This is a genomic window from Pseudomonas sp. NPDC087804 (genome assembly GCF_044742965.1).
GTDB lineage: Bacteria > Pseudomonadota > Gammaproteobacteria > Pseudomonadales > Pseudomonadaceae > Aquipseudomonas > Aquipseudomonas rustica.
In genome coordinates this window covers 197,064-216,073 of sequence record NZ_JBIUVN010000001.1, presented here as the reverse complement: position 1 = coordinate 216,073, position 19,010 = coordinate 197,064, and the positions used below count along the sequence as shown (strand labels likewise).

Annotated in this window: 16 protein-coding genes and 1 pseudogene; 12 read left to right on the top strand and 5 right to left on the bottom strand. The window is 60.0% G+C overall.

Features of this window, described 5'->3' with window-relative positions:
• Nucleotides 1-8: 8 nt before the first annotated feature.
• Nucleotides 9-584, bottom strand: a complete 576-nt coding sequence (locus ACIOMO_RS01040; protein WP_053121198.1) for a TetR/AcrR family transcriptional regulator — start codon at nucleotides 582-584, stop codon at nucleotides 9-11.
• Between the two features lie 149 nt (nucleotides 585-733).
• Between ACIOMO_RS01040 and ACIOMO_RS01035 the strand changes: the two genes are divergently transcribed.
• Together ACIOMO_RS01035 and ACIOMO_RS01030 are read left to right on the top strand one after the other, a co-directional pair.
• Nucleotides 734-1,531: a crotonase/enoyl-CoA hydratase family protein gene (locus ACIOMO_RS01035; protein ID WP_053121199.1), complete on the top strand. Its 798-nt coding sequence runs from the start codon at nucleotides 734-736 to the stop codon at nucleotides 1,529-1,531.
• A 31-nt stretch (nucleotides 1,532-1,562) separates the two neighbouring features.
• A pseudogene (locus ACIOMO_RS01030) lies at nucleotides 1,563-2,456 on the top strand (alpha/beta fold hydrolase).
• 109 nt (nucleotides 2,457-2,565) lie between these two features.
• On the opposite strand, the gene map reads toward ACIOMO_RS01030, so the two are convergent.
• The 3 genes from map to ACIOMO_RS01015 form a co-directional block, all read right to left on the bottom strand.
• Nucleotides 2,566-3,357, bottom strand: coding sequence for a type I methionyl aminopeptidase (gene map, locus ACIOMO_RS01025; protein WP_401237553.1), 792 nt, complete (start codon nucleotides 3,355-3,357; stop codon nucleotides 2,566-2,568).
• Nucleotides 3,354-3,581, bottom strand: a complete 228-nt coding sequence (locus ACIOMO_RS01020; protein WP_007918027.1) for a ParD-like family protein — start codon at nucleotides 3,579-3,581, stop codon at nucleotides 3,354-3,356. The genes map and ACIOMO_RS01020 overlap by 4 nt, the downstream gene beginning before the upstream one ends.
• 67 nt (nucleotides 3,582-3,648) lie before the next feature.
• Nucleotides 3,649-4,506 (bottom strand): LysR substrate-binding domain-containing protein, encoded by an 858-nt coding sequence (locus ACIOMO_RS01015; RefSeq protein WP_400751108.1) that lies wholly within the window; start codon nucleotides 4,504-4,506, stop codon nucleotides 3,649-3,651.
• Nucleotides 4,507-4,615: 109 nt separating this feature from the next.
• Here ACIOMO_RS01015 and phnD point away from each other — a divergent pair, with 109 nt between their 5' ends.
• The 8 genes from phnD (at nucleotide 4,616) to ACIOMO_RS00975 (ending at nucleotide 12,785) form a co-directional block, all read left to right on the top strand.
• On the top strand, nucleotides 4,616-5,482 hold the full coding sequence (phnD, locus tag ACIOMO_RS01010) for a phosphonate ABC transporter substrate-binding protein (RefSeq protein ID WP_122594258.1): 867 nt from the start codon (nucleotides 4,616-4,618) through the stop codon (nucleotides 5,480-5,482).
• On the top strand, nucleotides 5,479-6,270 hold the full coding sequence (phnC, locus tag ACIOMO_RS01005) for a phosphonate ABC transporter ATP-binding protein (protein WP_401237550.1): 792 nt from the start codon (nucleotides 5,479-5,481) through the stop codon (nucleotides 6,268-6,270). The genes phnD and phnC overlap by 4 nt, the downstream gene beginning before the upstream one ends.
• Nucleotides 6,271-6,272: 2 nt before the next feature.
• Nucleotides 6,273-7,091 (top strand): phosphonate ABC transporter, permease protein PhnE, encoded by an 819-nt coding sequence (gene phnE / locus ACIOMO_RS01000; protein WP_400751115.1) that lies wholly within the window; start codon nucleotides 6,273-6,275, stop codon nucleotides 7,089-7,091.
• Between the two features lie 110 nt (nucleotides 7,092-7,201).
• Nucleotides 7,202-8,293 (top strand): iron-containing alcohol dehydrogenase PsrA, encoded by a 1,092-nt coding sequence (gene psrA, locus ACIOMO_RS00995; protein WP_401237548.1) that lies wholly within the window; start codon nucleotides 7,202-7,204, stop codon nucleotides 8,291-8,293.
• Between the two features lie 131 nt (nucleotides 8,294-8,424).
• The gene (locus tag ACIOMO_RS00990; RefSeq protein WP_401237546.1) at nucleotides 8,425-9,720 is read left to right on the top strand and encodes an MFS transporter; all 1,296 of its coding nucleotides are present in this window, start codon (nucleotides 8,425-8,427) and stop codon (nucleotides 9,718-9,720) included.
• 10 nt (nucleotides 9,721-9,730) lie between these two features.
• Nucleotides 9,731-10,600 carry a LysR substrate-binding domain-containing protein gene (locus tag ACIOMO_RS00985; protein WP_053121214.1) on the top strand — a complete coding sequence of 290 codons (870 nt, stop codon included), beginning with the start codon at nucleotides 9,731-9,733 and terminating at the stop codon, nucleotides 10,598-10,600.
• 75 nt (nucleotides 10,601-10,675) lie between these two features.
• Nucleotides 10,676-11,503, top strand: a complete 828-nt coding sequence (phnX, locus tag ACIOMO_RS00980) for a phosphonoacetaldehyde hydrolase (RefSeq protein WP_212546109.1) — start codon at nucleotides 10,676-10,678, stop codon at nucleotides 11,501-11,503.
• Between the two features lie 346 nt (nucleotides 11,504-11,849).
• Complete coding sequence (locus tag ACIOMO_RS00975) at nucleotides 11,850-12,785, top strand: Ppx/GppA family phosphatase (protein ID WP_401237543.1); 936 nt, start codon at nucleotides 11,850-11,852, stop codon at nucleotides 12,783-12,785.
• A 697-nt stretch (nucleotides 12,786-13,482) separates the two neighbouring features.
• Here the strand turns inward: ACIOMO_RS00975 and metE are convergent.
• Nucleotides 13,483-15,771 carry a 5-methyltetrahydropteroyltriglutamate--homocysteine S-methyltransferase gene (gene metE, locus ACIOMO_RS00970; protein ID WP_401239377.1) on the bottom strand — a complete coding sequence of 763 codons (2,289 nt, stop codon included), beginning with the start codon at nucleotides 15,769-15,771 and terminating at the stop codon, nucleotides 13,483-13,485.
• A 299-nt stretch (nucleotides 15,772-16,070) separates the two neighbouring features.
• Between metE and ACIOMO_RS00965 the strand changes: the two genes are divergently transcribed.
• Nucleotides 16,071-17,447, top strand: coding sequence for a pyridoxal-phosphate dependent enzyme (locus tag ACIOMO_RS00965; protein WP_159814027.1), 1,377 nt, complete (start codon nucleotides 16,071-16,073; stop codon nucleotides 17,445-17,447).
• Nucleotides 17,444-18,616: a cystathionine gamma-synthase gene (locus tag ACIOMO_RS00960; protein WP_401237541.1), complete on the top strand. Its 1,173-nt coding sequence runs from the start codon at nucleotides 17,444-17,446 to the stop codon at nucleotides 18,614-18,616. Before ACIOMO_RS00965 ends, ACIOMO_RS00960 begins: the two co-directional genes overlap by 4 nt.
• Nucleotides 18,617-19,010: the final 394 nt, after the last annotated feature.

Sequence of the window (19,010 nt, the reverse complement as noted above, 5' to 3'; positions counted from 1 at the left end):
CGTAAGCCTTATGTCGGTGCCTGACAGGCACTCAAGTGTTCCAGCGCCCGACGCGTCACCGCATCGATGTAAGCCGCGTCACCATAGACCCGAGCCAGCAGAATCGCCCCCTCGTAATCCGCCACCCATTGTCGAGCGGTCAGCAAGGCTTGTCCCTCATCGACCTCGCCTTCCAGCAAATGCGCAAACGCCTTGGCCCATGCATCGAAAAAGCCGCGAATCGGCTCCAGCAATTCACTTTTACCGTACGCAGCATCGACCGCCACCACGCCCATCAGGCAACCAATCGAGTCATTCTGAAACAGCCGCGCAGCCTTGCGGCCCATTTTGCTCAGGCGTTCTTGTGGCGTGAGTTTTTCGTCGAAGGCCACGGCAAACAAGGTCTGGTTGATGACCTGATGCGTCCAGTCGAGCACGTCACGCAGCAAGGCCTCCTTATTCGGATAGTGGTGATAGAACGAAGCCTTGGTAAAGCCGCAAGCGGACGCGAGTACGTCCATGGTGGTGCCATGGTAGCCAAGGCGTTTGAAGGTATTGGCGCACCGCAGGAGCAGCTCTTCACGGGGGATTTTCAACGGTCGCACGGGTATTTCCTGATCCGGATAACTGGCGGTGATTCTATGACATAAGCCTGCCCTTCTCAATTTGACGGTTACCAACTGTTCGTTTAGTTTCTATTTACCGAACAGATGGTCAGTAACTGGCCGCCGACAAAAAATCAGGGAGAGCAGAGATGAACGAAGCCAACAGTGGCCCCGGCCGAGTCACCCGCGAACAACGCGGTCAGTTGTTTTTGATCGGTCTGGATCGCGCCGGCAAACGCAACGCATTCGACAGTGCAATGCTGACGGACCTGGCATTGGCCATCGGCGAGTATGAGCGCAATGACGAACTCCGCTGCGCCGTGCTGTTCGCGCATGGCGAGCACTTCACCGCAGGCCTGGACTTGATGGAGCTGACGCCGAAACTGGTGTCAGGCGCCTTCAAGTATCCTGAAGAAGGCATCGACCCATGGGGCGTTTCCAAACCGCGCAGGCGTAAACCGGTGGTGGTTGCCATTGAAGGCATTTGCTGGACGGCGGGCATCGAATTGATGCTCAACGCCGATATCAGCATTGCCGCCACCAATGCCCGTTTCGCTCATCTGGAAGTGTTGCGCGGGATCTCTCCCGCCGGCGGTTCCACCGTGCGCTTCACCCGCGCAGCGGGCTGGACCGCCGCCATGCGCTACATGCTCACGGCGGAAGAGTTCGATGCCGATGCCGCCCTGCACATGCGCCTGCTGACCGAAGTGGTCGCACCCGGCCAGACTCTGGCACGCGCCATCGAATACGCCGAACGCATTGCCAAGGCTGCGCCTCTGGCGATTCAGGCGACGCTGCAATCGGCGTTTCTGGCGCAGGATCAGGGAGACGATGCGGCACTGTCGACGCTTGATGAACAACTGCTGGCCCTGATCAAAACCGAGGATGTCCGCGAAGGCGTCATGGCGATGATGCAAAAGCGCGAACCGCAGTTCAAAGGTCGCTGAAGGCTTTGCTCAACTCACTCGGAACAATTTCATGAACACCATGGCCGCAGCCTTTGCCGAATCGATCCAGAGACAGGACATCGCCCTCATTGCCCGCGATGGTTATCCGTTGTCCGCCAAGCGCTACGGCGCAGCGGGCGTCGTCAAAGGTAACCTGATCATGGCCGGTGCCACCGGGGTCCAGCAGCGCTTTTATCGGCGTTTTGCCGAGCACGCGGCGCGCCAGGGCTTTCACGTGCTGACCCTCGATTACCGGGGCATCGGTGAGTCGAAACCGGCTTCGCTCAAAGGCTTTGAGATGTCTTATCTGGATTGGGCTTATCAGGATTTGGCGGCGGCAGTGGATCTGCTAAGCTAGGAAGCATTGCCGCTGTATTGGGTCGGCCATTCGTTTGGTGGTCATGCGATTGGTCTGTTGCCCAATCACCCCGCCCTGACAGCTTGCTACACCCTGGGCAGTGGCGCGGGCTGGAGCGGCTGGATGTCCCGAACCGAGGCCTGGAAAATCCGTCTGATGTGGACGTTTGTGCTGCCGGTGATTGTCGCCCGCAAAGGCTACATGGCCTGGAGCATGCTGGGCATGGGCGATGATTTGCCGCTGGGCGTTTACAACGACTGGAAACGCTGGTGCAAATTCCCCCACTACTACTTCGACGACCCCGAGATGAGCCATCTGCATGCGCTCTACGCCGAGGTCACAACGCCATGCGTTTTCGCCACGTCGGTCGATGATCCGTGGGCGCCGCCGCGTTCGCGCGATGCGTTTGTCAAAGCCATGGTGAATGCACCGCTGACATTGCTGGATCTGCAGCCGCCGGCGGGCAGCAAACCGTACGGGCACATGGGTTACTTCCGCGAAAGCGCACAGCCGTTGTGGGATGAGCTGCTTGATTGGCTGCAAAGCGTCCCTGCACACACCACATAACTTGTAGGAGCTGCCGCAGGCTGCGATCTGTTGATCTCGCTGTTAAAAACAAGATCAACAGATCGCAGCCTCGTTTCACTCGACAGCTCCTACAGGGGTTTTGTGGTGTTTAGGTGATTGGGGAGTAGCCTTCGATTTCGTCCGGCCAGGCGGTGAGGATTTCGAAGCCGGTTTCGGTCACCGCGACCATATGCTCCCACTGCGCCGACAACGAACCATCCTTGGTCAGCACCGTCCAGCCGTCCGGCATGTTCTTCACGTGACGCTTGCCGGCATTGAGCATCGGTTCCACGGTAAAAATCATCCCGGCCTTAAGCTTCATGCCCTGATTGGGAAAGCCGTAATGCAGAATCTGCGGCTCATCGTGATAGACCTTGCCGATCCCGTGCCCGCAATACTCGCGCACCACGCTGAAGCCTTCCTTCTCCGCCAGGCTCTGAATCGCGTGGCCGATATCGCCCAACGTCGCGCCCGGTTTCACCACGCGAATACCCGCGCACATCGCTTCGTAAGTGGTCTTGATCAGGTGCTGCGCCTCAGGCGTCGCCTCACCCACCACGTACATGCGGCTGGTGTCGCCGAACCAGCCGTCCTTGATCACCGCGATATCGAGGTTGACGATGTCGCCATCCTTCAACGGCGTGCCCGACGGAATGCCGTGGCAAACCACGTCATTGACCGAAGCGCAGACGGTTTTCGGAAAACCGTGATAGCCGACGTTGGCCGGCACCGCTTTCTGCACGTTGACGATGTAGTCGTTACACAGCCGATCCAGCTCATCGGTGGTCACGCCGGCCTTGACGTGCGGCACCAGCATTGCCAGCACTTCAGCGGCGAGTTTACCGGCGGCGCGGGATTGAGCGATGTCGGCCGGGGTGTTGATCTTGATCTGGCTTCTCATGCGCTGACGGCTTCCTGAGTCAGTTGTTGCAGATCCAGCCCGCCGTTCTGTTCGGCGCGGATCAGCAAGCGGCAAATGGCGCTGTGGTCGAGGTTGGGGTGCAGTTCGGCGAGCATGCCGATGCGCATCCAGTGCTCGGCCTGCGCGTTGATCGAGCGGCTGAGGGCGTTGCTGGAGATCCGCAGATTCTCGTGCATGTCCTCTGAAATCTTTACGATGCCCATATATGAATCCGATACGATGTGTATATGGAACGTATATTAGCCAAGCCTCGTCGGAGATTGCAAACCCTCAGCCGAGTGCCGCATCGAAAAACGACGAAATGAGCCGACTGGAACGCCGTTCTGCCAAGCAATAAAGATACGTCTCGGTGAACAGCTCTTCGCCCTCGATTCTGATCGTGCGGATTTTCGGATCGGCAATGAACTCCGCTTCCGACACCACCCCCAAACCCAGCCCACGCACCACCGCTTCCCGCAACGCCTCGCGACTGCCAATTTCCATGGCGATCCTCGGTTTCACCTGCGCCGCATTCAGCGCCTGCTCCAGCACCAGCCGCGTGGTCGAACCGGGCTCACGTTGCAGCAGGCGCTGCCCTTCCAGTTCCTCCAGACGCACGCTGCCGCGATTGGCCAACGGATGCTCATGGTGGGCAAACAAGATGATCGCGTGCCGCGCGTAACGCACCGAACACAACGCCGGATCATCCTGACGCCCGGCCAGCACCGCGATATCGGTCACATAGTTTTCCAAATCCGACAACACCTGCGCAGAGTTACCCACGCGGATCGACACGTCGATATTCGGATGCTGTTGCAGGTAACTGTCGACCATTTCGATCACATGAAACGGCCCCACCGCACCGACCTTGAGCTGGCCGCTGTCGAGCCGCCCGGAGTCGCGCAGCAGGTTGTGCGCTTCCAGTTCCAGCAAGGCCAGCCGTTGCGCGATGGGCAGCAATTGCCGCCCGACATCCGACAATTCAATCCGCCGCCCACGCCGATGAAACAGTTCGACGTTGTGCTGTCGCTCCAGACTTTGCACCTGCGTGGTCAGTGTCGGTTGACTGAGCCCCGACGCCCGCGCGCCGGCACTGAAACTGCCGTGGCGGGCGACGGCGAGAAAGGCCCGCAATTTGGCGCTCGACATCCATAGACTCCATCAATAGTTAGCTGAGGTTTCGCATATTGAATTGATTGAATGACTGTCACGTGACAGACCTAGCCTGTGGCAACTCCCAACCACACCGTGGAATGCCATGAAAACAATTAACCAGTTTCTGCGTGCCGCCAGCCTTGCCGTACTTGCCCTGAGTGCCAGCCAGGTCTGGGCCAAGGACAAACTGACCATTGGCCTGATCCCCTCCGAAGATTCCCAGGCGATGATCGAATCGAGCAAACAAGTGCTCGACGATCTGCAAGCCAAAATCGGCATGCCGGTGGTGCCGTTCGTGGCCACCGACTACAACGGCATCATCGAAGCGCTGCGCTCGGGCAAACTCGACGTCGCCTACCTCGGCCCGTTCTCCTACGTGCTGGCGACCTCGGTGGCCGATGTCGAAGCGTTCTCCGTGGCGGTGACCAAGAAGACCGGCCAGAGCGCCTACAAAAGCGTAATTCTGGCGCGCAAGGACAGCGGCATTCACACATTGGCCGATCTCAAGGGCCACACGTTTGCTTTCGTCGACCCAAGCTCGGCGTCAGGGCATCTCTTTCCAAAAGCCGGGCTGGAGCAGGCCGGATTTGCCCCGGACACACTGTTCAAACGAGTGATTTTTTCCGGTTCCCACGACGCCAGTATCCTCGCGGTCGAGAACAAGAAAGTCGACGCCGCCGCCGTAGCTGATCGCATCTTTGCCAGCGCCGTGGCCAAAGGTGTGGTCAAGCAGGATGACTTCGAAATCGTCTGGAGTTCCAAGCCGATTCCCGAATCGCCGATGGTCTGGCGCAAGGCGCTTGATCCGGAATTGAAGAAAAAAGTCGCCGACGCACTGGCCTCGATCAAGGACGTGCCGTGGGGTGACCAGGGCGTACTCAATGGTTTCCAGCCCACCACCGACGCGTCCTATGACGTGGTGCGCGAAACCGCCAAGGTGCTCGATCTCGATTTGCGGAGCATGAAATGATCAGCATCCGTCAATTGACCAAGCATTACGGCAGCAACCCGGTGTTGCGCGGCATCGACCTTGACGTCGCTGCGGGCGAATTTGTCGTGGTGCTCGGTCAGTCCGGCGCTGGCAAATCGACCTTGCTGCGTTGCATCAATCGCCTGGCAAAGGCCGACAGCGGCACGCTGAACGTGGCGGGCATTGATGCCCTCGCCTGCCCCGACACCAGCGTTTTGCGCCGAGAAGTGGCGATGATTTTTCAGCACCACAACGTCGTGCCGCGCCTGAGCGTATTGAAGAATGTGCTGACCGGGCGCCTCGGTTCCGTCGGCACCCTCGCCTCGATTCTGCAACTGTTCCGCCGTGACGATGTGGCGCTGGCAATGCAATGCCTGGAACGCGTCGAACTGGCGCACAAGGCCGGTGAGCGCACCGATTCATTGTCTGGCGGGCAGAAGCAGCGCGTCGGTATTGCCCGTGCCTTGGCGCAACGGCCGCAGGTGATTCTGGCCGATGAACCGATCGCCAGCCTCGATCCGAAAACCGCGCGACTGGTGTTGCAGTACCTGCGCGATGCCACCCGCGAACTGGGCATCACCGTGCTGTGCAATCTGCATCAAGTCGAATATGCCCGCGAGTTTGGCGACCGCGTGGTCGGCCTCGCTCACGGCAGTCTGGTGTTCGATGGCAAAGCGTCGAGCATGACCGACGCCGATCTGGCGCGAATCTATCCGGGGCAATCGGCAGAACACTCCGCTGACGTCCCGGCGCCCACCCTGTCCTGCCGCACCGCATCGAGGGCCTGAGCATGCAATCGCCAAACTATCAGTGGGTCGGCGAGCGGCCCCGTGGCACACGCGGTTGGCTGACCACCGCCGGTATCGTCCTGATTGTGCTGTGGACGCTGAACTGGAGCGCGCAAGGTGCGCAACTCAGCCTCGGTGAACTGGCAGCGGGATTGCCACAGATTGGTGACTTTCTTTCGCGCACCTTTCCGCCGGATCTGAGCATCCTGCCGCGTCTGGTCGCGCCAGCGGTGGAGACTTTGCAGATCGCCATTTGGGGCACCCTGCTCGGCGTGTTGCTGGCGATTCCGCTGTCGTTTCTCGCCGCGCGCAATCTGAGCCGCAATCGCTGGGTGTTTCACATCACCCGTCAGGCGCTGAATTTCACCCGCAGCATCAACGAACTGATCCTCGCGCTGATCTTCGTCTCGGCGGTCGGCCTCGGCCCGTTCCCCGGCGTGTTGGCGCTGGCGCTGCATGGTCTGGGCATGCTCGGCAAGTTCTTCGCCGAGAGCATCGAAGAGATCGATCAAGGCCCGATTGAAGCGCTGCAAGCGACCGGTGCACGACCGTTGCAGGTGATCGTGTTTGGCGTTTTGCCGCAGGTGATCACGGCGTGGATTGCGGTGATTTTGTACCGCTTCGAAGTCAATCTGCGTTCGGCCACGGTGCTGGGCATGGTCGGCGCCGGCGGCCTGGGGTTCGAACTGGTGAGCAGCCTGAAGTTGTTCAAATACCCGGAAACCGCGACTTGCATCATCGTCATCACCTTCATGGTGATCGTCGCCGATGCCATCTCCAGCCGCCTGCGCGCGGCGATCCAGAGCGGTTCGGCACACTGACGTCGAGCGGCTATCGGCTGAGCCGATTCAAACCTGCGATTTATCGATTTGTGCCGTTGTCGGCCGCCATCGAGTATGTGGCCACACGACAACAACAAGAGGGATTCACCATGACTGCCCGTTTTCAGAACCCCGTCGACACCCGCTTCGGCTGGGGCAGCCTGCAAGAACTCGCCGCCATCACCGGGCAGCAGACCGTCGCCCTCGTCACCTTCCCCGAGGCCCGTGGGCTGGGGCTGGTTGATCGCCTGCAAGCCTTGCTCGGCGAGCGTCTGGTCTACGTATTCGAAGACGTCCAGCCCAACCCGGACGTCGCCCATCTGCGCAGCACTTATGAACATTTCTGGCAACACGCGGGCGGCTGTGACGTGGTGCTGGCTGTCGGTGGCGGCAGCGCCATCGACACCGCGAAAGCCTTGATCGTCGGCACCGACTCCGGGCATTTCGATGAACTGCTGGCGCTGCTCGCAAGCGGCAGACCCTTCACGCCGCCATGCTGCAAACAGCTGATCGCTGCGCCAACCACCGCCGGCACCGGTAGCGAAGTCACACCGTGGGCGACCATCTGGGACAGCGCCAGCCAGAAGAAATACTCGCTGCACCTGGATTGCACCTGGCCGCGTGTGGCGATCATCGACCCGCAGCTGATGCTGACCGTACCCGCCGGCGTCACCGTGTCCACCGGGCTCGATGCGCTGTCCCATGCGCTTGAGTCGATCTGGAACGTCAACGCCAATCCGGTTTCCGACACCTTCGCCATCTCGGCGATCGAAGACATTCTCGAGTGCCTGCCGAGCCTGCAAAAAGACTTGTCGAGCCAGGAACTGCGCACGCGCATGGCTCTGGCGGCGCTCAAGGCCGGCCTGGCGTTTTCCAACACCAAAACCGCGCTGGCGCATTCCATTTCCTACGAGATGACCTTGCGCCATGGCCTGCCCCACGGCATTGCCTGCTCATTCACACTGCCGCTGGTGCTCGGTCTGGCGTGGGGGCATGACGCTACCCGCGACCGCGTCTTGCAGCGGGTGTTCGGTGAAGACCTGCCCAAGGCTCAGCAGCAGTTGCGCGAATTCCTTCATGCCTTGGGCGTGAAAACCGAGTTTGCCGACTATGGCGTCTCGGCCAAGGACGCCGAAGACATCATTCACTTGGCGATGCAGGGCGCACGCGGCAAGAACTTCATTGGTTGCCAAGCCGCCTGACGCCGCCCCACACCTGAACAACCCAAGCACAGCCGTCGGCGCAAAACGCTGCGGTGATTTCCTGTCGCACCAAAAAAGAGTGCACCCGCCGACGACACCCGGCGGGAACCCACAACAATAAGGAAAAGATCATGAATCGTGCCCAAATAATGCCTGGTCTCACCGTACGCTCTGCCTCGTTCCGGGTCGCGCAGTGGCGCATGCTGCTGGCGGCGATGTTCTGTTACCTGTTTTTCTACACCGGTCGGCAGACCTTCGGTTTTGCCATTCCAGGGATTCAGGCCGAGTTCGGTTTGAGCAAGGAAACCCTCGGCTGGGCGTCTGCTGCAATGCTGTGGGCCTACGCGATTGGTCAGGCGATCAACGGCAACCTCGCCGATAAGTTCGGTGGCCGGCGCATCATGACCCTCGGTGCGGTGTTGTCCTGCGCGGCAAACTGGGTGACCAGTTTTGCCGGCGGTTTCACCAGTCTGATCCTGCCGTGGGGCGTCAACGGGTACTTTCAGGCCTTGGGCTGGGCGCCGGGCGGTCGGCTGATTGCCAACTGGTGGGCGGCCGGCGAGCGCGGCAAGGTCTATGGCTTCTACACCTTCGCCGCCGGTTGCGCGTCGATTCTGTCGTACGTTACCTCTATCGTCGTGCTCGAAGTGCTGCAACTGGAATGGCGCTGGATCTTCCGCTTGCCGGTGCTGCTGATGCTGGCCGGCGGGATCATTTTCTATCTAGTCGCCCGTGAACGGCCGCAGGATCTGGGCTTCGAACCGGTAGGCGATACCGGCGTGGCCAACGCTGACGACAAACATCAGGAAGCCGCGCATGGCGAAGTCGAGACCTCGGCGCAACGCTATAAAGCCGTGCTGAAGAATCCGCGCCTGCTGATCGCCGCGCTGTCACTGGGCTTTCAGAACGCGGCGCGCTACGGCTTGATCGTCTGGGTGCCGGTGCACTTTCTCGGCGCTGACTGGAAAAGCGGCGACGGCATGATCGATCCGAAGTGGATCACCGTCGCCCTCCCCGTCGGCATGGCGGTTGGCGCGTTGAGCAATGGCTGGGTGTCGGACAAGCTGTTCGGCTCCAAGCGTTATCTGGCGATCATGCTCTACATGTTCCTTGGCGCCGCGACGAGTTTGTGGATGTGGAGCCTGCCGCCGCACAGCGTGATCGGCCTGGTCGCGCTGTTCCTTTGCGGCTTCTTCGTCTACGGCCCGGCGTCGAGTTTCTGGGCGCTGTGCCCGGATCTGGTCGGTGCCAAACGCGCCGGCACCGCGACCGGGATCATGAATTTTTCCTCGTATCTTTTTGCCGGTCTGGCTGAGCCGATGATTGGTCGTTTGCTTGACACCACGGCAAACACGTCTCTCATCTTCATAGTGGTCACCAGTGCCTGCCTGTGCAGTGCGGCGGTGGCATTGTTCATCCGACGCTGACGGGGCTTGCATGTACCAGTATCACAAGTGGTTGCGTTCGTTTCATGCGGTGGCCAAGACCGGCAGTTTTACCCTCGCGGCGGAATACCTCAGCGTCGGCCAGCCGACCGTCAGCGAGCAGGTCAACGCGCTGGAGAAAACCTTCTCGGTCGAGCTGTTTCATCGGCGCGGGCGCTACATCGAGATGAGTTCGGCCGGGCACAAGCTCTACGCAATCACTCAAGGTTTGTTCGGCCAGGAAGATGAAGCGGTGCAACTGTTGCAAAGCTTCAAGCAGCGCAAAAACGGCATGCTGCGCCTCGGCGCGGTGTCGCCGCCGATTGCGATGAATCTGACCTACGAGCTGATGCAGCGGCACCCGGACATCGAACTGGAAACCTCGTTTTCCTCGGAAAAGGAAACCCTCGCGCGGCTGTTCAACTTCGATATCGACGTGGCGATTCTGGCGTTGTCGGAATTCGATGAGCGCTTCCACACCCGGTTGTATCACCGCTATCCGATTATTGCCGTGGTACGCGATGACCATCCGTGGGCCAGCCAGTCGCAGGTTCACATCAGCGAAATCAGCCGCGAGAAATGGGTGATGCGTGAGCAAAGTGCGCGCACCCGGCAACTGGTCGAAGAAAGCTGCAAGCGCCTCGACATCGACCTCAACCGCGTCATGCAACTGAACAGCCGCGAAGCCATCGTGCACGCGATCGTCAAAGGCATCGGCATCGGTTTTGTTTCGGCGGTCGAGTACGCCGAAACCCCGGGCACCACGCCGATCACCTTTGTCGATCACCCGTTTTTCATCGAATACCACCTGTGCTGCCTCGGCATCCGCCGGAACCGACCGGTGATTGCCGAACTGTTTGATTCGAATCCACCGCTGACCTGATCAGCATTGACCCTTGAAACCGCCTACCTCATTGCCGAGGGACGGCCCACGCTTACCCGAAAACGGAGATTGACCATGCAGTATAAAAACCCGACTCACCTGCAAGCCGCGATCCTTGACTGGGCCGGCACCGTTGTCGATTTCGGCTCGTTCGCGCCGACGCAGATTTTTGTCGAGGCCTTTGCCGAGTTCGGCGTCGCGGTATCGCTGGAAGAAGCGCGCGGCCCGATGGGCATGGGCAAGTGGGATCACATCCGCACGTTGTGCAACCTGCCGCAGATCGCCGAGCGCTATCGCGCCGCGTTCGATCGTTTGCCGAGTGACGAAGATGTGACGGCGATCTACGAGCGTTTCATGCCGTTGCAGATCGAAAAAATCGCTCTGCATTCGGCGGTGATTCCCGGTGCGCTCGAAGCGATTGCGGCGTTGCGCGACAAGGGTTTGAAGATCGGTTCGTGCTCGGGGTATCCGGCGGTGGTGATGGCCAAGGTTGTCGAACTGGCGCGGGAGAATGGTTACGTGGCTGACCATGTCGTCGCCACCGATGAAGTGCCGAATGGCCGGCCGTATCCGGCGCAGTCGTTGGCCAACGTGATTGCCTTGGGCATCGATGATGTGGCCGCGTGCGTCAAGGTTGATGACACCTGGCCGGGGATTCTCGAAGGGCGTAGCGCGGGGATGTGGACGGTGGCGTTGACTTGCTCGGGGAATGCGCTCGGATTGACCTACGAACAGTTCAAAGCGTTGCCGTCGGATCGTCTCGCGGAAGAACGTGAGCGCATCGGCAAAATGTTCGCGCCATCGCGTCCGCATTACTTGATCGACACCATCGCTGATTTGCCTGAAGTCATTGACGACATCAATGCGCGCCTGGCCCGAGGTGAAACCCCACAAGCCTGCTAACGCATTCCCCTGCCTGATCGTTCCCACGCTCTGCGTGGGAATGCAGCCCGTGACGCTCCGCGTCACTGGACGCAGAGCGTCCCTAGAGGCATTCCCACGCGGAGCATGGGAACGATCGGTGACCGCGCTCAAATCGCAGGCAAAAAAAAGCTGCCAAAACTGGCAGCAGAAACTTCAAGAACACGCGATGTATTGACCCCAGCATAGACGCTGAATAATGACAGTGTCATGACAGCGACAAATTCACTGAACCGCCCCCGCCCCGTCATCAGGATGTCATCAACGCAACGGCAGAATCCTCGCAAACCGTCTTGAGCCTTCCGGCGGATATTCAGCAAGGATTCCCATGAAACCAGACGCCCCGCTGTTTGCCGCCATCGACCTGGGTTCGAATGCCTTTCGTTTGATGATCGGCCAGTCGCTGCGCAGTCGAAAGGGTTTGCTGATTCAGGAAGTGAAAACCCTGCGCGAACCGGTGCGCCTCGCCGAAGGTTTTGACGGCGGCGTGCTGGATGCGCTGGCACTGGATCGAGGCTGGCAAGCATTGGCGCGGTTCGGCAAGAAATTGCGCGGTTTCGAGGCCGGTCGGGTTCGCGCAGTGGCGACCAGTGCGGTGCGTGAGGCAGACAATGCGCAGTTGTTTCTGGCCAGTGCCGAGCGGCATCTGGGGTTTCCCATTGATGTGATTTCCGGACAAGAAGAAGCGCGACTGGTCTACGCCGGTGTGGCGCATGCCCTGCCGGGTGCTGAAGACATGCGTCTGGTGGTGGATATAGGCGGCGGTTCCACCGAGCTGATTCTCGGCCAGGGCTCGCAAGCGTTGCTGACTGAAAGCATCGCGATTGGCAGCGGCACGCTGAGTACGCGGTTCTTTCGCGGCGGCGAAATTTCTGCTGGTGCCCTGCAAGAAGCCGAACGTTTCGCCATCCTGCAATTTGAACGGGTTGCCCGGCGTTATCGGAGTCAGGGTTGGCAGCAGACCATCGGCTCGTCGGGTACCGCGCGCATGCTGGCCAAAGTGCTCAAGGCCAATCACCTCAATGACTTCGGCAAGGACGGCATCACCTACGCCGGCCTGTTGCGCCTGGCCCTGCTTCTGCTGAAAGTGAGCAATGTGCAACAGCTGCACCTCGCCGGCCTGCAACCGCACCGCCAAAGCATCCTGCCCGGCGGATTGGTATTGATGCTCGCGGCGTTCAAAGTATTCGGCATCTCGCAAATGGCCCCCTCCGAACCCGGCCTGCGCCTCGGCGTCCTGCACGGCCTGATGAGCAAGCACTGATCCTTGTAGGAGCCGAGCTTGCTCGCGAAGAGGCCTTTACATTCAAAGCTGATGTTGAATGTGCTGACGCCTTCGCGAGCAAGCTCGGCTCCTACAGGTTTTGTGTACATCCAGCCTCAAAACCAGTGCCTGACAAATCGCCATCGCGAGCAGGCTCACTCCTACCGTGGCGGTGTTCGCCATTAGGCCGAGTGTCAGCTCGCCTGCTTTTGATCTTGATTCACACGCCCCATCGGCAGGCTGAGTGGAGGGATATATCCGGGAGTGGGAGCGCAGCGACCGTTTGGCGCAGCCAAATGCATCGAGAGGAGGTGCAGCGAAGCAAACCGGAGGCGATGCGCCCGGATGAATTCCGTAACGAAGGAACCCCGAGCCCCAGCGAGCGGGCCGAACGCTGGGGCAAAGCCTTTTGGGTTACCTTTTCGGCGTTTGGAAAAGGTGACCCGCCGTAAGGGCGGAACCCAAAGCGGCCGTTACCCCAGGAATGGATATGTACTCGGTCAGAAAGAACCCCACAGCCTTCGCGAGCAGGCTCACTCCCACAAGGATTTGTGCTAATCCGCGGTTCCGTGATCAACACCAATCCTTGTAGGAGCCGGGCTTGCCCGCGAAGAGGCCGGTACATTCAAAGCTGATGCTGAATGTGCTGACGCCTTCGCGAGCAAGCTCGGCTCCTACAGGTTTTGCTCTTTGTGCGTCAGGCCAGTTCTTTGCGCAGTTGCCGGGCAGCGGTGACCATGTGCACCAGCGCCGCTTCGGTCTCTGGCCAGCCACGGGTTTTCAGGCCGCAGTCGGGGTTGACCCACAAGCGTTCCGCCGGAATACGCTTGGCCGCTTTACGCAACAGATTGGCCATTTCCAACGCATCCGGCACCCGTGGCGAGTGGATGTCGTAGACGCCCGGGCCGATTTCATTCGGGTAGGCGAAAGCTTCGAAAGCCTCCAGCAATTCCATGTCCGAGCGCGAAGTTTCGATGGTGATCACGTCGGCATCCATCGCCGCGATGGACTCGATCACATCGTTGAACTCGCTGTAGCACATGTGCGTATGGATCTGCGTTTCATCGCGCACGCCCGAGGCGCACAAACGGAACACTTCGGTCGCCCAATCCAGATAATGCTGCCACTGCGCCTGACGCAACGGCAGACCTTCACGGAACGCCGCTTCGTCGATCTGCACGATCTTGATGCCGGCGGCTTCCAGATCCACCACTTCATCACGGATCGCCAGCGCCAGTTGCCGCGCCTGCACTTCACGGCTGACATCCTCACGCGGGAACGACCACATCAGCATCGTCACCGGGCCAGTCAGCATGCCTTTCATAACCTTGCGGGTCAGGCCCTGGGCGTAGCGAATCCATTCGACGGTCATGGCTTTCGGACGACTCAGATCACCAAAAATCACCGCCGGTTTCACGCAGCGCGAACCGTAGCTCTGCACCCAGCCAAACCGGGTGAACACATAGCCGTCGAGTTGCTCGGCAAAGTACTCGACCATGTCATTGCGCTCGGCTTCACCGTGCACCAACACATCAAGACCCAAACGCTCCTGAATCTCCACCGCGTGGCGGATTTCGCTGTGCATCGCCTCGGTGTATTCCGCTTCGCTGAGCTTGCCTTGCTTGAACGACTGGCGAGCCAGACGAATCGATGCGGTTTGCGGGAACGAACCAATTGTCGTGGTCGGAAACAGCGGCAGATCGAGTCCGGCACGCTGCTTGGCGATACGCTGGGCAAACAACGATTGACGCTGACTGTCCTTGGCAGTGATCGCCGCCACACGCGCCTGAACCGCCGGTTTGTGAATGCGTGGCGATGCAGCACGCGCAGCCTGCACCGAACGGCTCTGGGTCAATGCCCGCAGCACTCGCGGCGCTTCCGGTTCGTTAACCGCCTGAGCCAGAACAGCCACTTCCTCGCACTTCTGCACGGCGAAGGCCAGCCAGCTTTTCAGTTCGGCATCCAGCTTGTCTTCACGGCCCAGATCCACCGGGCTGTGCAACAGCGAGCAGGAAGGCGCGACCCACAGACGATCACCCAAACGCTCATGCGCATGCTGCAAAGTCGCAAGGGCATTTTCCAGATCGCAGCGCCAGACGTTACGGCCGTTGACCACACCCAACGACAACACTTTATACGCCGGCAGACGATCAAGAATCGTCGGGTACTGTTCCGGCGCACGCACCAGATCAATGTGCAAACCGTCGACCGGCAGATTCGCCGCCAGACCAAGGTTTTCTTCCAGGCCACCAAAGTACGTGGCCAACAGTTTCTTCAGCGGATCGCGCTGGATCTGGTTGTAGGCGCGCTCGAATGCGTTCTTCCATTCCTGAGGCAGATCGAGCACCAGAATCGGCTCGTCAATCTGCACCCACTCCACGCCCTGCGCAGCGAGGCGCGAGAAAATCTGGCCGTACAGCGGCAACAAACGATCGAGCAAATCGAGCTTGTCGAACTCAGCGCCTTTGGCCTTGCCCAGCCACAGATAGGTCAGCGGGCCGATGATCACCGGTTTGACGTTGTGCCCCAGCGCGCGGGCTTCTTCGACTTCTTCGAACAACTGTTCCCAACCCAACTGGAACTGTTGATCCGCGCTGAATTCCGGGACGAGGTAGTGGTAGTTGGTGTCGAACCACTTGGTCATTTCCTGGGCGTGAGCACCGCCGCAGCAACTGTCGCTGACGCCACGCGCCATACCGAACAGGGTGTGCAGACTGGCTTTGCCGTCGTGCGGACGGAAGCGCTCCGGAATCACACCGAACATCAGCGAGTGCGTTAGCACCTGGTCGTACCAGGCGAAATCGCCGACCGGCAACAGCTCGATGCCGGCGTTCTTCTGCAAGTCCCAATGGGCTTTGCGCAGTTCGCGCCCGACGTCACGCAGGCCCGCTTCGTTCAGTTCTCCTTTCCAGAACGCCTCTTGCGCTTTTTTCAGTTCGCGGTCGCGACCGATGCGCGGAAATCCAAGGGAATGGGCCAGTGCCATAACAAACAACTCCAATGTCTTGTTGATGGCGGGCATTGTCGGCATCGGTCGCAGGTGAATCAAACTCAATATAATCCTGATCATCACAAAAAATCCTCATGATCCCTCCCACCCTGTAGGAGCTGCGGAACGCTGCGATCCTTTGATCTTGCCCTTCAAAAACCAACATCAAAAGATCGCAGCGTTCCGCAGCTCCTACGGGGATCGGGGTTGCGAGAGGTGCCAACCGGGCCTATGTTGCTTGCGAGCATCTTCTGCGCGAATGGAACGCGATCAATCACCAACACCGAGGTGAAGACATGTCAAAGGAATCCCGCCCTGCCGTACTTGGGCTGATCGGCAACACCCCGCTGGTGCAAGTGACCCGCTTTGATACCGGGCCGTGCACGCTGTTTCTAAAACTCGAATCACAGAACCCCGGCGGCTCGATCAAGGATCGCATCGGCCTGGCGATGATCGACGCCGCCGAACGCGATGGCCGTCTGCAACCGGGTGGCACCATCGTCGAGGCGACGGCCGGCAACACCGGTCTGGGCCTGGCACTGGTCGGCCGCGCCAAAGGCTATCGGGTGGTTTTGGTGGTGCCGGACAAAATGTCCACCGAGAAAGTCCTGCACTTGAAAGCCATGGGCGCCGAGGTGCACATCACCCGCTCCGATGTCGGCAAGGGTCATCCCGAGTATTACCAGGACGTCGCCGCACGCTTGGCGAAAGACATTCCCGGCGCGTTTTTCGCCGACCAGTTCAACAACCCCGCCAATCCGCTGGCCCACGAATGCAGCACCGCGCCGGAGATCTGGGCGCAGACCGAACATGATCTGGACGCGATTGTGGTCGGCGTTGGCTCGGCCGGCACGCTGACCGGTTTGACCCGTTTCTTCAAACGCGTGCAACCGGATCTGGAAATGGTCTTGGCCGATCCGGTCGGCTCGGTCATGGCGCAATACAGCCGCGACGGCAGCCTGCCGACGCCCGGTTCATGGGCGGTGGAAGGCATCGGCGAAGATTTTATTCCGTCGATCACCGACCTCTCCAGCGTGCGCCACGCCTACTCGATCAGCGACGAAGAAAGCTTCGATCACGCCCGTCAATTACTCAAGGCCGAAGGTATTCTCGGCGGCTCCTCCACCGGCACCCTCCTCGCCGCGGCGCTGCGTTATTGCCGCGAACAGACCGAGCCGAAGCGCGTAGTCAGTTTCGTCTGCGACACCGGCACGCGCTATCTGTCGAAGGTTTACAACGACCAATGGATGACCGATCAGGGCCTGCTCAAACGCAAAGGCTACGGTGATTTACGCGACCTGGTTGCTCGTCGTTTTGAAGATGGCCGGGTGATCAGTGTCGGCCCCGACGACACCCTGCTGACCGCGTTCCAGCGCATGCGCCTGGCCGACGTTTCGCAGTTGCCGGTGTTGATCGACGGCAAGCAATTGGTCGGTGTCATCGATGAGTCGGACATCCTGCTCGGCGTCCATGAAGACGCCGCGCACTTCCGCAAACCGGTGGCCAGCGCCATGACCGACAAACTGCAAACCCTCGCGCCGAACGCCGATCTGGCTGAGCTGGAAAGCGTGCTCAGCCGTGGCCTCGTCGCCATCATCGCTGACGCTTCGGGCTTCCATGGCCTGATCACCCGCGTCGACATGCTCAACCAATTACGGAGATCCCTCGCATGAGTCAGCACGACGATAAATCCCAAGGCTTCGCGACCCGGGTGATCCACGCCGGGCAGGAACCGGATCCGACCACCGGCGCGCTGATGCCGCCGATCTACGCCAACTCCACCTACCTGCAAGACAGCCCCGGCGTGCACAAAGGTTTCGATTACGGCCGCTCGCACAACCCGACGCGCTTCGCCCTGGAGCGTTGCGTGGCGGATCTTGAAGGTGGCACGCGGGCGTTTGCGTTTGCTTCAGGGCTGGCGACGATTTCGACGGTGCTGGAATTGCTCGATGCCGGCTCGCACATTGTTTCCGGCAACGATCTGTACGGTGGAACGTTCCGTCTATTCGACAAGGTGCGTCAGCGCAGCGCCGGGCATCGTTTCAGCTTCGTTGATCTGGCGGATCTGTCGGCGTTCGAAGCGTCATTGCAGGACGACACGCGGATGGTCATGGTCGAGACGCCGACCAACCCGCTGCTGAGCCTGTCGGATCTGGCCGCGATTGCGCGCATCTGCCGCGCACGCGGGATTATCTGCGTGGCCGACAACACCTTCGCCAGTCCCTATATCCAGCGGCCGCTGGAGTTGGGTTTCGACATCGTGCTGCACTCGACCACCAAGTATTTGAACGGCCACTCCGATGTGATTGGCGGGATCGCCGTGGTTGGGCAGAACGCTGAACTGGCGGAGAGACTGGGTTTTCTGCAAAACGCCGTCGGGGCGATTGCCGGGCCGTTCGATGCGTTTCTGACCTTGCGCGGAGTGAAGACATTGGCGCTGCGCATGGAGCGTCATTGCAGCAATGCGCTGGAGCTGGCGCAGTGGCTGGAGCAGCAGCCGCAGGTTAAACGTGTCTACTATCCGGGGCTGCCGTCGCATCCGCAGCATGAGTTGGCCAAGCGGCAGATGCGTGGTTTTGGCGGGATGATTTCTGTTGATCTGAACAGTGATCTGGCCGGTGCGCGACGGTTTTTGGAGAATGTGAAGATCTTTGCTTTGGCGGAAAGTCTGGGCGGTGTGGAGAGTTTGATCGAGCATCCGGCGATCATGACGCATGCGACGATTCCGGCTGAGACGCGGGCTAAACTCGGGATTGGTGACGGGTTGGTGCGGCTGTCGGTGGGGGTTGAGGATGTTGAGGATTTGCGGGGGGATTTGTTGCAGGCTTTGGCTGGGATGTAGTCTGGAGGCCTGGGGGGCTGCTTTGCAGCCCAACGGGGATGAATCCCCTCGCCACAAGGTACGTGGGAGTTTATAGAGAAAGACAAAGCCCGCACGGGGCGGGCTTTGGTGTTTGAGTAGGCGGCCAGTGCTGGTCTCTGGCTTACAAGGTTTATCGGGAGTCTCACAGTACTGGACCAAGGGTGAAAGTAACGGTCTCAGCTGCTTCACACGGCATAAGGGCTGGATCTCAGCGCGGAGATCTTTCTAACCGTGTACCCTTCGGAACGCGCCCCACGTCTCCTTGCTATCCGATTGCGCATCAGTCTGCGTCTTCGCCTACCTGTTTTAGCCTAGCAAAGCCTGCGCAAACCGGTTCAGTGTTTTTAGACGGATTTCTTTTTTGCGCGTGGCT

Excerpts from the sequence above, each read along its gene's own strand:
- ACIOMO_RS01035 (WP_053121199.1), top strand. The coding sequence starts at position 734 with ATGAACGAAGCCAACAGTGGCCCCGGCCGAGTCACCCGCGAACAACGC.
- map (WP_401237553.1), bottom strand. The coding sequence starts at position 3,357 with ATGAGAAGCCAGATCAAGATCAACACCCCGGCCGACATCGCTCAATCC.
- ACIOMO_RS01020 (WP_007918027.1), bottom strand. The coding sequence starts at position 3,581 with ATGGGCATCGTAAAGATTTCAGAGGACATGCACGAGAATCTGCGGATC.
- ACIOMO_RS01015 (WP_400751108.1), bottom strand. The coding sequence starts at position 4,506 with ATGTCGAGCGCCAAATTGCGGGCCTTTCTCGCCGTCGCCCGCCACGGC.
- phnD (WP_122594258.1), top strand. The coding sequence starts at position 4,616 with ATGAAAACAATTAACCAGTTTCTGCGTGCCGCCAGCCTTGCCGTACTT.
- phnC (WP_401237550.1), top strand. The coding sequence starts at position 5,479 with ATGATCAGCATCCGTCAATTGACCAAGCATTACGGCAGCAACCCGGTG.
- phnE (WP_400751115.1), top strand. The coding sequence starts at position 6,273 with ATGCAATCGCCAAACTATCAGTGGGTCGGCGAGCGGCCCCGTGGCACA.
- psrA (WP_401237548.1), top strand. The coding sequence starts at position 7,202 with ATGACTGCCCGTTTTCAGAACCCCGTCGACACCCGCTTCGGCTGGGGC.
- ACIOMO_RS00990 (WP_401237546.1), top strand. The coding sequence starts at position 8,425 with ATGAATCGTGCCCAAATAATGCCTGGTCTCACCGTACGCTCTGCCTCG.
- ACIOMO_RS00985 (WP_053121214.1), top strand. The coding sequence starts at position 9,731 with ATGTACCAGTATCACAAGTGGTTGCGTTCGTTTCATGCGGTGGCCAAG.
- phnX (WP_212546109.1), top strand. The coding sequence starts at position 10,676 with ATGCAGTATAAAAACCCGACTCACCTGCAAGCCGCGATCCTTGACTGG.
- ACIOMO_RS00975 (WP_401237543.1), top strand. The coding sequence starts at position 11,850 with ATGAAACCAGACGCCCCGCTGTTTGCCGCCATCGACCTGGGTTCGAAT.
- metE (WP_401239377.1), bottom strand. The coding sequence starts at position 15,771 with ATGGCACTGGCCCATTCCCTTGGATTTCCGCGCATCGGTCGCGACCGC.
- ACIOMO_RS00965 (WP_159814027.1), top strand. The coding sequence starts at position 16,071 with ATGTCAAAGGAATCCCGCCCTGCCGTACTTGGGCTGATCGGCAACACC.
- ACIOMO_RS00960 (WP_401237541.1), top strand. The coding sequence starts at position 17,444 with ATGAGTCAGCACGACGATAAATCCCAAGGCTTCGCGACCCGGGTGATC.